Origin of the sequence: Nevskia ramosa DSM 11499, from assembly GCF_000420645.1 — a bacterium.
GTDB classification, from domain to species: domain Bacteria; phylum Pseudomonadota; class Gammaproteobacteria; order Nevskiales; family Nevskiaceae; genus Nevskia; species Nevskia ramosa.
The window spans coordinates 258,518-272,625 of sequence record NZ_ATVI01000010.1 but is presented as its reverse complement, the minus strand read 5'-3'; the positions used below and the strand labels follow the sequence as shown (position 1 = coordinate 272,625).

Sequence of the window (14,108 nt, the reverse complement as noted above, 5' to 3'; positions counted from 1 at the left end):
TGTCCAATATTCCCCACTGCTGCCTCCCGTAGGAGTCCGGACCGTGTCTCAGTTCCGGTGTGACTGATCATCCTCTCAGACCAGTTACGGATCGTCGCCTTGGTGAGCCATTACCTCACCAACAAGCTAATCCGACGTAGGTTCCTCTAAAAGCGTGAGGTCTTGCGATCCCCCACTTTGCTCTTGCGAGATCATGCGGTATTAATCCGGGTTTCCCCGGGTTATCCCCCACTTAAAGGCAGATCCCTACGTATTCCTCCCCCGTCCGCCACTAGGTATTGCTACCTCGTTCGACTTGCATGTGTTAGGCATACCGCCAGCGTTCAATCTGAGCCAGGATCAAACTCTCCAATTAATTTAAAGCTAACTGGACTGCCCCAAAGTGCCGAAGCAACTTCAAGGTCATAGAGCGATCGATGGGCTCTTTACTGCTTTCATCGATGCTCCGTAATGCATTGGCTTCATGCCAAGCGCCCGGAAGCACCCACAAAAATCACTTGTTATTCTGTTAAAGATCAGGCTTCTAGGCTTCCGCTCTTAGCGTCAGGCCCGTCAGCAGGGAGGCGAATTATAGAGGACTTTCATCCCCTGTCAACTCCCCGTCTCACCCAGCCCGTGAAGCTAACTCCCCCTTCCCAAACCCCCTCAGCGGTAGCCGCTGCGAGGGGGCGAATTATAGGGCCGTTCGGAGTTGTGTCAACGAAGAAATCGAACTTTTCCTGAAAATATCCGCCGATCACCGAAATTGATCATCAACAAGACAACTTCCATATGGATGCCGATACTTCACGACGAGCATTCCGCCAGATTGAAGAACACCCTTCCATGACTGTCACCGAAGCGCTGCAAACCAGAATCTCGACACGCGCCTTCCTTCCCCGGCCCGTGTCCGAAGCCACTATCCGAGACATTCTCGACGTTGCCCGCTGGTCGCCCTCGGGCGGCAACATGCAGCCCTGGAAAGTGATCGCGGTTGCCGGTGCGGCCCAGCAGGCGGTCAAAGGATTGGCGATGAACTATCCCGGCATGTTGCCGGCTGAAGATGGCGACCGGCCGATGTACCCGGCCAATCTTTGGGATCCGTATCGCAGCCGCCGCTACAAGATCGGCGAAGACATGTACGCCTTGCTCGGCATCGGCCGGGACAACAAGCCGGCTCGACTGCGTCAGCTCGCGCGCAACTTCGAGTTCTTCGACGCGCCAGCCGCGTTGTTCTTCGTTATTGACGAACGCATGGGCCATGGTCAGTGGGCGCACCTCGGCATGTTCATGCAGTCGGTGGCACTGGCGGCAACCGAGCGCGGCGTGGCGTCCTGCTTCCAGGAAATCTGGGGCACGATGCGGATGACCTTGAAGCAGCATTTCCGAATCGCCGATCAGGACATGGTCTATTGCGGCATGGCGCTCGGCTATGCCGACCCGGAAGCCCCGGTCAACAAGCTTCGCTCCGATCGGGCAAGCGTCGACGAGTTCGCGCGCTTCCATTTCGATTGAGCACCGTCGGCCGCCTGCTGCCGACTCTCGCAGCGAGCGACAATAGCGGCCGCTCGCGGCAGACGGCATAGGCCGTGCTTGCAGCCGCTGCACCTTTTACGACCGACAGCCGAACACGGCGTCCCCCTACGGAGTTACAGGCATGGCAACCATTCATTTCATCGGCGGCGAGAAAGGCGGGGTCGGCAAATCGCTGGTTGCGCGTGTGCTGGCGCAGTATCTGATCGACAACGGCAAACCCTTCATCGGCTTCGACTCCGACCGTTCGCATGGCGCCTTGCTGCGCTTTTACGCCGGCTTCGCATCACCGATCGTCGTCGACGATTTCGAAAGCCTGGACAAGGTGATGGAAGCGGCCGCCGATCATCCGGACAGCCAGATCGTCGTCGATCTCGCAGCACAGACTCATCTGCCGCTGGTGACCTGGATGGATGACTCCGGCGCGCTCGAACTGGCCACCGAAATGGGTATCCGTGTCCGCTACTGGCATGTGATGGACTCGGGCAAGGACTCGGTCGATCTGCTGCGCAAGCTGATCGACCGTTTCGATGATCATCTCGATTACGTGCTGGTGTTGAACCAGCTGCGCGGCGATGACTTCGGCATCTTCGATCAATCCGGCGAACGCGAGCGCGCACACGGCCTGGCGGCCGACATCATCACCATGCCGCGTCTGCACGAAACGGCGATGACGCGCATCGACGCCCGCAGCACCAGCTTCTGGGCCGCTACAAACAATGCCGACAAGGAACTGACCGGCCTCGGCATGCTCGAACGCCAGCGGGTCAAGATCTGGCTGAACAAGGCCTACAAGCAGCTCGAAAAGCTCGACCTGTAGGCAATAGCGGCGGAAGGCGATTCAACGTCTTCCGCCAACCGACCTCGATCAGTCCTCTTCTTCAGCCTGCTCGCGGCCGCGCTGGCGGGCTTCGGCTTCCCAGCGCGCTTCCTCGATCTGCTCAAGTACGCCGTCGACGTCTGCCGCACCTTCGGGGAAGGTGAATTCACCGGTGAGCACGCTGTCCGGCCGTAGTTCGGCAGCTTCGAACAGCGCCCAGATTTCGTGGGCGAACCAAGTCTTGCGCAGTTCCGGTGCTTGGCGGCCGCAGTAGGCGGTGATGTTCTCGACATCGCGTGCCAGCATCCGGAAGGCGTTGTTGTTGCCTGAAGCATCGATCGCCTGCGGCAGATCGATGATCACCGGGCCATCCGGCCCGAGCAGCACATTGAACTCGGAAAGATCGCCGTGGATCAGGCCGGCGCAAAGCATGCGCACGATCTGGTTCATCAGGAAGGCATGCCAGGCGCGCGCTTCTTCCGGCGTTGGCGTCACATCGTTCAGGCGAGGCGCCGGCGCGCCGTTGCCATCGTCGACCAGTTCCATCACCAGCACGCCATCGAAATAGCCATGCGGTTTCGGCACCCGTACGCCCGCCGCTTCGAGCCGATACAGCGCATCGACTTCAGCGTTCTTCCAGGCTTCTTCCTGCTGCTTGCGGCCGTGCTTGGAGCGCTTGCCCATCGCCCGCTGGTCGCGGCTGCCACGAGCGCGACGGCCTTCCTGATACTCGGCGAGCTTGTGAAAGCCGCGCTTCTCGGCCTCCTTGTAAACCTTGGCGCAGCGGATGATCGCGCCGCAGGCGACGACATAAACCGAGGCTTCCTTGCCGCTCTTCAGAGGGCGGATCACCGCATCGATGATGCCGTCTTCGATCAGCGGTTCGAGGCCGCGAGGGATTTTCATCGCTTATTGTGAACGATCCGCCGACCCCATTCGGCTATCGACCGGGTCCGAAGCACCGCGCAGACCGTTATTCTTCGCCGCCCGACCGCAAGGTCATTCCCCAGGACCCAACACGATGATCACCACGCCATCCGGCCTGCAGTACGAAGACACCATCGAAGGCACCGGCGCCGAAGCCATGGCTGGCCACAAGGTCAGCGTTCATTACACCGGCTGGCTGTACAAGGACGGCGTTGCCGGCAAGAAATTCGATTCGAGCAAGGATCGCGGCCAGCCATTCGCGTTTCCGCTTGGCGGCAGCCGCGTGATCCGTGGCTGGGACGAAGGCGTGCAGGGCATGAAGGTGGGCGGCACTCGTCGTCTGGTGATTCCGTCCGATCTCGGCTACGGCGCCAGCGGTGCCGGCGGCGTGATTCCGCCGAATGCCACCTTGCTGTTCGAAGTGGAACTGCTCGGCGTCTGATCGACCAGCCTCGCCCCCGGTAACGCCACCCGATCGGGTATGGCATTACCGGGAGCAACCCCCAACGCTCGGCACACAACAAAACGGCGAGGAGAAGCAGCGTGCGCAAGAACATCGAATTCAAGACCACCGACGGCGTCACCTTGCGCGGCTGGCATTTCATTCCGGACGGCGTCAGCGGCCCGGTGCCAACCGTGGTCATGGCGCACGGCTTTTCGGCGACCAAGGAAATCTTCCTCGACAAGTACGCCGAGCTGTTCGCCCAATCCGGCATCGCCTCGCTGGTCTATGACCATCGCAACCTCGGCGCCAGCGATGGCGAGCCGCGCCAGGAGATCGATCCCTGGGCGCAGATCAACGGCTATCGCGACGCGATCACCTTCGCCGAAAGCCTGCCGGAAACCGATGCCTCACGGATCGGCGTGTTCGGCTCCAGCTACAGCGGTGGTCACGTGCTGGTGGTCGGCGCGATCGATCGGCGCGTGAAGTGCGTGGTGTCGCAGGTACCGCTGGTCGATGGCCCGCGCAATGCGCAGCGGGTGATCCCGGCGCATCTGATGTCCGGCATGCGGGCGATGTTCGATGCCGATCGTCGCGATCGCTTCTTCGGCAAGCCGCCGGTGCGCCTGCCGGTGGTTTCGAACGACGGCAGTCCCTGCGCATTGCCGACGACCGACAGCTACGAGTTCATGGTCAACGTCGCCGGCCGCGCTACCGACACCTGGATCAACGAGGTGACGCTGCGCTCGGTCGAGATGTTCATGGAGTACGACCCCGGCGCCTATATCGCCCTGATCAGCCCGACGCCGCTGCTGATGCTGGTGCAGCGCGAAGATCATCTGACCATTGCCGATCTGGCCCTGGCCGCTTACGAGGAAGCGCGTCAGCCGAAGAAGTTGATCACCATGCCCGGCGGCCACTTCGCGGCCTACATCGACAACTTCGCCACTGCCGGCCCCGGTGCGCGCGACTGGTTCGTCGAGTACCTGCAGCCAGCGCAGTAATCGGCTCGGCAGAACCATCGATCCGGCGAGCGCTACCGGCCATTTCCGGCAGGCGCCGCTGGTTCGCTGTAGCTGCGCGTTCGTCGTGATCGGGCTTTCAGCGGTGGTGGACAGGCGCAGTCTTTCGCTCACACCGGCCATCCCGCGCCGGGCCGCCAAGGAGTGAAGCCATGATGATTTCGATCGCCGCATCCCGCGCCCTGCGCGCCGCCGCCGAACGCCAGCGCGAGCAGCAGAACGGCCAGCACCCTCGCCTCAATGCACCGTCGATTTCCGGCCAGCAGCCTGCCGCCAATGCGCCGTCCCGTCAGGGTTCGTCGCGTTAAGTCCACACCAGCATCTGACAGAACGTCTCCTCATCACGAAGCCCGGCACTGAAGCCCAGTGTCGGGCTTCGTCGTATCCGGGTCGGCCTTGCGCCGTCAGGAAGAAGCTACGGCCTTCCGGCTGATCGCCCGATATAACTCGTCCGCCTTCCAGTCTCGCCGACCACCCCGCTCGGCCGTCTTTATCAGCGCCACCAGCGCCGCATTGATTGGCGCTCGCTGCCCCAGCGCTGCCGCGAGCTTCACCACTTCGCCATTGATCCAGTCGACTTCGGTGGTCCGTCCGGCTTCGAGATCTTCCCAGGTGGATGAGCGCGCCAGAGGATCGATCGCCACCATCTGCTTCGCCAATCTGCTGAACAGGAAATCCGGCACCGACAGCAGCATCGGCAGCCACTGAGGGTTGACCTTGGTCAGCCGGGTCAGCGGAATATCCGCCGCCTTCAGCACCGCCAGGGTTTCGCGCTGCGCCGCGGCCAGGCACAACCTGAATCCGCGTTGCGACAGTTCCGCCTTCAACGGCAAACCGCTCAGCGCATTGATCGCATTGTTCAGGTTCAGCAGCAATTTCGACCACTGCACCGCGCGCATGTCGGCATGCTGCACCAGGGGCAAGCCGCAGCGCTCGAACGCTGGCAGCAGCGGCGCCAGCGCGGCGTGCGCCTGCACCGCCAGTGCGCCATCGGAGCCGTGATGGAAACGGCCCTGCCCGCGCGCCAGCACATTGAACGGCACCATGCCGGCGAGCACGGTCACTGCAGGCAAATGCGCTCGAAGGACTTCCGCGTTGCCGATGCCGTTCTGGAAGCTGATCACCAGCGCGCCGGGCTTCAGTCGTGTCGCCAGTTCCTGCGCGGCCTGCACAGTCGCCGCCGACTTCACCGTGACCAGCACGACGTCAGCCGTGTGGACTGCATCGGGATCGACACTGAAGCGGGCGATTCCGGGCGCCACCCGGTGCTCGGCACCATGCAGATCGGTACTCAGCAAACCGTGCTGCGCAAGCTCGTCGCGGATGCGCGCGCGGCCGACGAAGTGCAGGCGCGCGCCAGTGGCCAGCAGGCGACCACCGAGATAACAGCCGACGCTGCCGGCGCCGTAAACGTAGATTTCCGGCTCGGTCCGACCGATCGCAGCACCTGTCACGCGTCCTCCTCTCGCTCGATTCGCAGACGGTCTGTCGCCGCCGATCGCGGTCCGATCATAGGGGACTTCAGCAAGCGCAATCGACGGCTGCCGCCGCCGCTAAACCGGCATTTGGCATACCACGTGCATCCCCGATGCAGCGGCCCTGAATCACCTCGGCTGACAGCAGCGCGCTCGCCGGAGGAAGGTATGTCTTATTGCAGCACTCGCCTGATTGCAGCCCTGATCGGCACCAGCCTCGTCACTGCCTGCGCGCCGCTGGTGCCGCAGCGCGGGCTCGATCACAAGCCTCAGGCCGAACTCGATGCAGCAGCTCGCATCACGGTGTTCCCGGCCGGCGGCACTGTACCGCCGGCCTCGGCGGTGGTGATCGGCTCGGTGGAAGCGCATTCCTGCCAGTTCTGGGAGTTCGCCGATTCGGCCAGTCCCGAAGATGCGATCAAGCGTCTGCAGTTTGCGGCACTGGAAAAGGGCGCCAACGGCATCATCGAAGAAAGCCACGCCAAGGACGAAAAGAACCGCTGGGCCAGCCGTTGCTGGGAAAGCTACGTGGCACGCGGTACCGCGGTGAAGTTCGATACTGCAGTTCCGCTGGCAGCCGCTGCGGCCCCGTTGCCTGCCACTGCCGCTGCTGCGGCAAGCGCCGTCTCCACCGGTGCCGGCAGCACGCTCGTTGCCAACGGCGAAGGCCGCACCGAGCTGATGGACTGGATCCGCCGCCTGGCGATTCCACGTGGCAACTTCATCGCCCGTGGTCCTGCCGACGGCAATCTCGACTGGATCGGCATCGATGCCGAGATCGGTGCCTGGCAAGTGCAATTGCCGCGCGCCACGGGCAGCACGGCGGCCACCAGCAAAGTCACCGACAGCGGGATCGCCCTGGTCCCGGGCATCAGCCGGCTGACCCTCAGTTCGCGGCAGCTCGGTTACGAGATGAGCGCCTCGTGGACTTACACCGCCGCTGGCACTTGGGACATGGGCGACAGGCTAGTGCGGCGCCTGCAGTAAGTATTCAGCCAGCGCTGAACAAACGCGCGGCGTAAACACCCAGTCCGCGCGCCACGCTGGCGAACGGATCGCCGTTGACCGCAGCGGCTTTCGCAAACGCAGCGGACAGTGCCGCGCGCAAGGCGCGAATGCCGGTGGAGCCGCCGGTGAAATAGATCGCGTCGATGGCTTCCGGATCTAGGCCGGCTTCGGCGACCGTTGCGACGGCGGTCTGCACGATCTTGTCGATCGCCCCTTCGATCGCGCGCGCCAGCAGTTCGCCGTCGACGTCGATGCCAAGCCCCGCTTCGATGAAGTCGAGGTCAAGGCGCGTACTGCCACCCTCGGCGACCTGCACCTTGGCGTCTTCGACGAGGCCGGCGATGCGATGCCCCTCGCGCTCGCGCAGCACCTTCATCAAGCGCTGATGGTGCACGGCCTGGTCGTAGAAGATGTCCAGGGTCGCGGCACTGGCCAGCGCCTTGCGCGTGTACAGAAAGTTGATCTGGTGCCAGGTCGACAGCTCGAAATAGATCTGCGACGGCACCTGCTTGCCGCCTCTTCCTCGCGCGCCAAGGCCGAGGCAAGTCATCGCCGAGCGCAGGCTCAGGTACTGATCGAAATCGGTGCCGGCGATGTGGATGCCGCCGTTGGCAAGCACATCCTCGCTGCGATCGAGGCGTTGCGCACGCTCCGGTCCCAGACGAACTACCGAGAAATCCGAAGTGCCGCCGCCGATATCGGCGACCAGCACCAGACGGTCGCGATCAAGCGTGCGCTCGTAGTCGAGCGCAGCGGCGATCGGTTCGTACTGGAAGCGGACATCGCGAAAGCCGACTGCTTCGGCCAACTCGCGCAAGGTGGTTTCGGCGAGCTGATCGCGCTCCGGATTGTCATCGACGAAGTGCACCGGCCGGCCGAGCACGACATGGCTCAGCTCGCCACCGGCGGCCGCTTCGGCGCAGCGCTTCAGGTGATTGAGGAAGCGGCTGATGATGTCGCGATAGGCCACCGGCTGGCCTTCGATGATCGTCGTCTCGTTGATCAGCTCGCTGCCGAGCAGGCTTTTCAGCGAACGCATCAAGCGGCCGCCGTAACCGGCCTGGTATTCGCCGATCGCCTCGCGGCCGTAGGCAACGTGATGTTCATCGGCGTTGAAGAACACCGCGGTCGGCAGGGTTTCCCGCTCGCCTTCAAGCGGCACCAGATGCGCACCTTCGGACCGGTTTTCAGCAGTGCCGATGCAGACGGCGGAGTTCGAGGTGCCGAAGTCGATGGCAGCGTAGGAAGTCATGTCGGGCTACGGTGATGCCGCGCAGCGAGCCTCGCGGCCCGGCGCGGAAAACGGCCGCGCAGTTTACCCGCCCTGAGGTCGACTGCGATGACGGCTGAGCGAACACAGGCCGCTTACACTCGTCCAACGATGACCCAGCCCGACCAGACACCGCTCAGCCCGAAGAAACTGCAGCTGAGCAAGTGGACCGCGGTGCAGCCGGTCAACAAGGAAAAGCACTTCATCGTCATCAAGGTGATCGAGCCGGAACCGCCGTCGACGACGATCACCGAGATCGAAATTCAGGCCGTGCATTCCGGCCGCGTGCAGACCCTGCACTGGCGTGCGCTCAATGATCCAGCCGTGTGGCGTCGCGGCTGGCTTTGAATCGCTCCAGACCGGACTGAACGGCGGACACAAAAAAGCCGGGGCATCTCGCGATGCCCCGGCCCATTCAAGCAACTTCGGACAGCTTCAAGCGATGTTGAAGCGATCGCTTAGAAGTCGCCCATGCCGCCCATGCCGCCGCCGCCAGCCGGCATCTGCGGGCCGTCGCTCTTCGCCGGCAGTTCAGCAATCATCGCTTCGGTGGTCAGCAGCAGCGCTGCAACCGAGGCGGCGTTCTGCAGCGCCAGACGGGTGACCTTGGCCGGATCGATGATGCCGGCTTCGATCATGTCGCCGTAGGTATCGTTGGCGGCGTTGTAGCCGTACGAATCCTTGCCACCGGCAACCTTGTTCAGCACTACCGACGGCTCGCCGCCGGCGTTCTTGACGATCTGACGCAGCGGCTCCTGGATCGCGCGATGCAGGATGCGGATGCCGACCGTCTGGTCGTCGTTCGCGCCCTTCAGCTTTTCCAGCGCCTTGGCAGCGCGCACGAGGGCCACGCCGCCGCCGGCGACGATGCCTTCTTCAACGGCCGCACGGGTCGCGTGCAGCGCGTCTTCGACGCGAGCCTTCTTTTCCTTCATCTCGATCTCGGTGGCAGCGCCGACCTTGATCACGGCAACGCCGCCAGCGAGCTTGGCAACGCGCTCGTGGAGCTTTTCCTTGTCGTAGTCGGAGGTGGCATCTTCGATCTGCTTGCGGATCTCGTTGACGCGCGCTTCGATGTCGGTGCTCTTGCCGGCGCCGTCGATGATGGTCGTGTTCTCTTTCGAGATCTGGACCTTCTTGGCGGTGCCGAGATCGGCGACCGTCGCCTTCTCGAGGCTCAGGCCGACTTCTTCCGCGATGACCGTGCCGCCGGTCAGGATCGCGATGTCCTTGAGCATTTCCTTGCGACGATCACCGAAGCCCGGCGCCTTGACGGCGGCGACCTTGAGGATGCCGCGCAGGTTGTTGACCACGAGGGTGGCCAGCGCTTCGCCTTCGACGTCTTCCGAGATGATCAGCAGCGGGCGGCCCGACTTGGCGACGCCTTCGAGCACCGGGAGCAGTTCGCGAATGTTCGCGATCTTCTTCTCGTTGATCAGGATCAGCGGATTTTCCAGCTCGACCTGCTGGCTCTGCTGGTTGTTGATGAAGTACGGGCTGAGGTAGCCGCGGTCGAACTGCATGCCTTCGACGACGTCCAGCTCGTTCTCGAGACCCGAGCCGTCTTCAACAGTGATGACGCCTTCCTTGCCGACCTTGTCCATCGCGGTGGCGATGATTTCGCCGATCGCTTCATCGGAGTTGGCGGAGACGGTGCCGACCTGGGCAATCGCCTTGCGGTCCTTGCACGGCACCGACATCTTCTTGATTTCGGCAGTGACGGCTTCAACGGCCTTGTCGATGCCGCGCTTGATGTCCATCGGGTCAGTGCCGGCGGCAACGGCCTTCAGACCTTCGGCGAGAATCGCCTGGGCGAGCACGGTGGCGGTGGTGGTGCCGTCGCCTGCTGCATCGGAGGTCTTCGAAGCAACTTCCTTCACGAGCTGGGCGCCCATGTTCTCGAACTTGTCCTTCAGCTCGATTTCCTTCGCGACCGAGACGCCGTCCTTGGTGACGGTCGGCGCGCCGAACGACTTGTCGAGAATCACGTTGCGGCCCTTCGGACCCAGCGTGACCTTGACGGCGTTGGCGAGGATGTTCACGCCATTGGCCATGCGGCTGCGGGCGTCATCGGCGAATTTGACTTCTTTGGCTGCCATGTTGATTTCCTCTTGTTGCGGAATAGGGGGGTTAAGACTGGACCCCGGCTTGCGCCGGGGTGACCTTCAGAAGCTCAAGGTCACTTGCCGAACACGGCAAGGATGTCGTCTTCGCGAAGGATCACCAGATCCTTGCCGTCGACCTTCACTTCGGTACCCGAGTACTTGCCGATCAGGATGGTGTCGCCGATCTTGACGTCGACGGCGTGGATCTTGCCGTCATCGCTGCGCTTGCCCGGGCCGACGGCAACCACTTCCGCCTTCAACGGCTTTTCGGCCGCGGAGTCCGGGATGATGATGCCGCCGAGGGACTTCTTCTCTTCTTCGAGACGCTTGACGATGACGCGATCATGCAAGGGACGCAGACTCATGTTCTCAACTCCTTAATATGGGTTGCTGATGATTCCGGGAGGGCGGTTGATCGTTCGCGCCGAAGGCACGTCGGAATCATTCGTTGTTAGCACTCTCTCCCGGAGGCTGCTAATTCTTAGGGGCCGGCCTCGGGGATTCAAGGGGTAAACGAGTTTTTTTGCTCGGCTGGCGACGATCTTGCCCTTCCGAGATGACAAATCAGGGCATTCTAGTAAACAGTTGTAAACAAATCCGCTGGCGGCGGTACAATGCTGCATCGCAATAGCCGCGACCCTTCCCCAAACATTGGTAGTCGGAGAGACACGATGAAACCCTACGGCCGCAAAGTCGCCATCCTCGGCGGCGCGCGCATTCCGTTCGCCCGCTCCAACGGCGCCTATGCCACCCGCAGCAACAGCGACATGCTGACCGCGGCGCTGAAAGCCACGGTCGACAAGTTCCAGTTGCACGGCGAGCGTCTGGGCGAAGTCGCGGCCGGCGCGGTGCTCAAGCACTCGCGGGATTTCAATATGACCCGCGAATGCGTGCTGTCCTCGGGTCTGTCGGCGGAAACCCCGGCCTATGACCTGCAGCAGGCCTGCGGCACCAGTCTGGAAACGGTGATGACGGTCGGCTCGAAGATCGCGCTCGGGCAGATCGAATCGGGAATCGGCGCTGGTGTCGACACTGCATCGGATGCGCCGATCGGCGTTGGCGAAGGCCTGCGCAAGATCCTGCTCGAAGCCAATCGCGCCAAGACCACCGGCGCGCGCCTCAAGGCCTTCGCCAAGTTCCGGCCGTCGGATCTGGTGCCGCTGATTCCCGGCAACAACGAGCCCCGCACCCGCCTGAGCATGGGCGCGCACTGCGAAATGATGGCCAAGCAGTGGGGCATTCCGCGCGAGGAGCAGGACCAGCTGGCGCTGGAATCACATCAGAAAGCCGCCCTCGCCTATGACTCCGGCTTCTTCGGCGATCTGGTGGTGCCGTACGCGGGACTGTCCCGCGACAACAATCTGCGCGGCGACACCACGCTGGCCAAGCTGGCAACCCTGAAGCCCGCCTTCGACAAGCTCAACGGCACGCTGACCGCCGGCAATTCGACGCCGCTGACCGATGGCGCCGCTACCGTGCTGCTGGCTTCGGAAGACTGGGCCCGGGCGCACGGCCACAAGCCACTCGCCTATCTCACCGCCTACGAAACCGCCGCCGTCGACTTCGCCGCCGGCCGCAAGGACGGCCTGCTGATCGCCCCGGCGTTCGCCGTGCCGCGGATGCTGGCGCGCATGGGATTGAAGCTGCAGGACTTCGATTTCTATGAAATCCACGAAGCCTTCGCCGCCCAGGTGCTATGCACGCTGAAGGCCTGGAATGACCCGAAGTTCTGCAAGGAACGTCTGGGCCTGGACAAGCCACTGGGCGAGATCGATCGCTCGCGGATGAACATCCGCGGCTCGTCGCTGGGCGTCGGCCATCCGTTCGCGGCAACCGGTGCCCGCATCGTCGCCACCCTCGCGAAAATCATCAGCGAGAACGGCGGCGGCCGCGGCCTGATCTCGATCTGCACGGCCGGCGGCATGGGCGTTACAGCGATCATTGAAGGGTGATTTGATCGGCGAGCATTGCTCGCTGAGCAAATCACGCCCGGCCAGTGTCTGGCTCTAGCGAGGCGTGACTCAATGTCACGCCGAGTTAGTCGGACACGGCCGGGCAGAGGCTCGAAGCGTCAGGACGCTGCCTCGCCAGGGACGGCATGACGAGGCCAGGCGCTAGCCGAGAAACCCCAGGTCCTTGTTCGGGAACTGCTGCAGATTCGGGAAGACCGTTGCCAGATCGGCATCGGACACGCCGAACCAGCGTGACAAGGTGGCGCCGTACTGGTCGACCGAAGTGGTCGGCAGCCAGCGTCCTTCGCTGGTGACGTCGTCCGGACCGCCAAGCGCGTGTTCGGGAAACTGCCCGTAGAAGCGCTGCCCGCGCACGGCGCCGCCCATCACCAGATGATGATTGCCCCAGGCGTGATCGGTGCCGCCGCCGGAAGCTGGCTTCAATGTGCGGCCGAAATCTGACACCGTGAAGGTAGTCACCTGATCGGCCATGCCGAGTTGGGCCATCGAATCCTGAAAGGCTTTCAGCGCCGGACTCAGTTGGCCGAACAGCTCGGCCTGTGTCTCGATCTGGCTGTTGTGGGTATCGAAGCCACCGAGCGCCACGTAGAAGATCTGCCGCGAAACGCCGAGCGCGCCGCGGGCTTCGATCATGCGCGCGGTCTGCAGCAGTTGCTGGGCAATGCCCGACGACTGGCCGCTGAAAAAGCCGTTGATTGATGACGAGGTGCCACTCAGGATCGGACTCAACGCGCCGCTGCTGGTGATTGCGGACTGAACGGTGTCCTGCGCCGAAGCGACCAGCGCATTGCCGCGATCAAGCTGCAGCATCTGGTTCAACGAGCCCGAGATGCTGCTGCGGTAACTGCCGCCGCCGAAGTTGGTGAGGCCGAAGGTACCCGACGACGGCACCGACAGCGACATCGTCGAATTGCCGATCGCAAACAGATCATTGCGGCCCCAGGCGACCAGAGGTGGCACCGGTGCCGCACCGTTGGCCGAACGCACCGCATCCGCCAGCCGGCCGCCCCAACCGGTGCGCGAGATCCCCTGGCTGACCGCGGACTGCCACTGGGCTTGCTGATCGGCATGCGAGAACAGATTGTCCGGCGTCAGCGTGCAGTTGCCGTAGCCGGCCTTGGTCAGCGGCCGCGCCAGGGTGCCGACATTGAACAGCACGGCCAGATCGCCCGCGTTCCAGACCTGCTGCAAATGCGTGAGCGCCGGATGGGCGCCGAACGCGGCATTGCCGCTGGCTGGCTGCAGCGCCAGCAGCTCGGAACGCGGCAAACCGACTGCGCCGCTGGTACGCGTGTAATCACCGCGGATCGCGGCGTACTTGCCGTAGCCGGCGGTGTCGTTCGGCACGATCATGTTGTTGCCGTCGTTGCCGCCGAGCAGGAACACGCAGACCAGCGCCTTGTAGTCGCCAAAACCCTGCGCCTGCGCGGAGAAGCTCGGCAGCGTGTTGAGCAGCAGGCCGCCGCCGAGGCAACCGAGACCGCTGAGAAAATCGCGGCGCGAATGATTGGTGGGTGAGTGCATGTGCATGGAAGAAGTCATGTCTCTGGGCAT

General features: G+C 63.2%; 14 protein-coding genes and 1 rRNA gene. 8 read left to right on the top strand and 7 right to left on the bottom strand.

The annotated features are described in order from the left end of the window. Positions 1-355 (bottom strand): 16S ribosomal RNA (locus G513_RS0117780); the annotation flags it as partial. Positions 356-771: 416 nt separating this feature from the next. Between G513_RS0117780 and G513_RS0117775 the strand changes: the two genes are divergently transcribed. Together G513_RS0117775 and G513_RS0117770 are read left to right on the top strand one after the other, a co-directional pair. After that, the gene (locus G513_RS0117775) at positions 772-1,494 is read left to right on the top strand and encodes a nitroreductase (protein WP_366511666.1); all 723 of its coding nucleotides are present in this window, start codon (positions 772-774) and stop codon (positions 1,492-1,494) included. A gap of 142 nt (positions 1,495-1,636) precedes the next feature. Continuing rightward, entirely contained in the window at positions 1,637-2,332 is a 696-nt protein-coding gene (locus G513_RS0117770; protein WP_022978214.1) for a P-loop NTPase family protein, read from the top strand. Positions 2,333-2,380: 48 nt separating this feature from the next. Here G513_RS0117770 and G513_RS0117765 read toward each other — a convergent pair whose 3' ends face one another. Next, the gene (locus G513_RS0117765) at positions 2,381-3,238 is read right to left on the bottom strand and encodes a PA4780 family RIO1-like protein kinase (RefSeq protein ID WP_022978213.1); all 858 of its coding nucleotides are present in this window, start codon (positions 3,236-3,238) and stop codon (positions 2,381-2,383) included. Between the two features lie 115 nt (positions 3,239-3,353). Between G513_RS0117765 and G513_RS0117760 the strand changes: the two genes are divergently transcribed. The 3 genes from G513_RS0117760 (at position 3,354) to G513_RS25870 (ending at position 5,031) form a co-directional block, all read left to right on the top strand. Further along, positions 3,354-3,701, top strand: coding sequence for an FKBP-type peptidyl-prolyl cis-trans isomerase (locus tag G513_RS0117760; protein WP_022978212.1), 348 nt, complete (start codon positions 3,354-3,356; stop codon positions 3,699-3,701). 32 nt (positions 3,702-3,733) lie between these two features. Next, positions 3,734-4,705: an alpha/beta hydrolase gene (locus tag G513_RS0117755; protein WP_366511667.1), complete on the top strand. Its 972-nt coding sequence runs from the start codon at positions 3,734-3,736 to the stop codon at positions 4,703-4,705. A 170-nt stretch (positions 4,706-4,875) separates the two neighbouring features. Then, entirely contained in the window at positions 4,876-5,031 is a 156-nt protein-coding gene (locus G513_RS25870; protein ID WP_022978210.1) for a hypothetical protein, read from the top strand. Positions 5,032-5,127: 96 nt separating this feature from the next. On the opposite strand, the gene G513_RS0117745 is transcribed toward G513_RS25870, so the two are convergent. Next, complete coding sequence (locus tag G513_RS0117745; RefSeq protein ID WP_022978209.1) at positions 5,128-6,177, bottom strand: 2-dehydropantoate 2-reductase; 1,050 nt, start codon at positions 6,175-6,177, stop codon at positions 5,128-5,130. 189 nt (positions 6,178-6,366) lie between these two features. On the opposite strand from G513_RS0117745, the gene G513_RS0117740 reads away from it, so the two are divergent. Further along, positions 6,367-7,185, top strand: a complete 819-nt coding sequence (locus tag G513_RS0117740) for a hypothetical protein (RefSeq protein ID WP_022978208.1) — start codon at positions 6,367-6,369, stop codon at positions 7,183-7,185. A 4-nt stretch (positions 7,186-7,189) separates the two neighbouring features. Here G513_RS0117740 and G513_RS0117735 read toward each other — a convergent pair whose 3' ends face one another. Further along, positions 7,190-8,458, bottom strand: a complete 1,269-nt coding sequence (locus G513_RS0117735) for an Hsp70 family protein (protein ID WP_022978207.1) — start codon at positions 8,456-8,458, stop codon at positions 7,190-7,192. A 129-nt stretch (positions 8,459-8,587) separates the two neighbouring features. On the opposite strand from G513_RS0117735, the gene G513_RS0117730 reads away from it, so the two are divergent. Next, complete coding sequence (locus G513_RS0117730) at positions 8,588-8,824, top strand: TIGR02450 family Trp-rich protein (RefSeq protein ID WP_022978206.1); 237 nt, start codon at positions 8,588-8,590, stop codon at positions 8,822-8,824. 110 nt (positions 8,825-8,934) lie between these two features. On the opposite strand, the gene groL is transcribed toward G513_RS0117730, so the two are convergent. Both groL and G513_RS0117720 read right to left on the bottom strand, forming a co-directional pair. Continuing rightward, positions 8,935-10,575 (bottom strand): chaperonin GroEL, encoded by a 1,641-nt coding sequence (groL, locus tag G513_RS0117725; protein WP_022978205.1) that lies wholly within the window; start codon positions 10,573-10,575, stop codon positions 8,935-8,937. A gap of 80 nt (positions 10,576-10,655) precedes the next feature. Further along, positions 10,656-10,946, bottom strand: a complete 291-nt coding sequence (locus G513_RS0117720) for a co-chaperone GroES (protein ID WP_022978204.1) — start codon at positions 10,944-10,946, stop codon at positions 10,656-10,658. A 306-nt stretch (positions 10,947-11,252) separates the two neighbouring features. Between G513_RS0117720 and G513_RS0117715 the strand changes: the two genes are divergently transcribed. Then, the gene (locus G513_RS0117715; RefSeq protein ID WP_022978203.1) at positions 11,253-12,533 is read left to right on the top strand and encodes an acetyl-CoA C-acetyltransferase; all 1,281 of its coding nucleotides are present in this window, start codon (positions 11,253-11,255) and stop codon (positions 12,531-12,533) included. Positions 12,534-12,695: 162 nt separating this feature from the next. Here the strand turns inward: G513_RS0117715 and G513_RS0117710 are convergent, their stop codons facing one another. Continuing rightward, positions 12,696-14,096 carry a DUF1501 domain-containing protein gene (locus G513_RS0117710; RefSeq protein ID WP_169560692.1) on the bottom strand — a complete coding sequence of 467 codons (1,401 nt, stop codon included), beginning with the start codon at positions 14,094-14,096 and terminating at the stop codon, positions 12,696-12,698. Between the last annotated feature and the right edge of the window lie 12 nt (positions 14,097-14,108).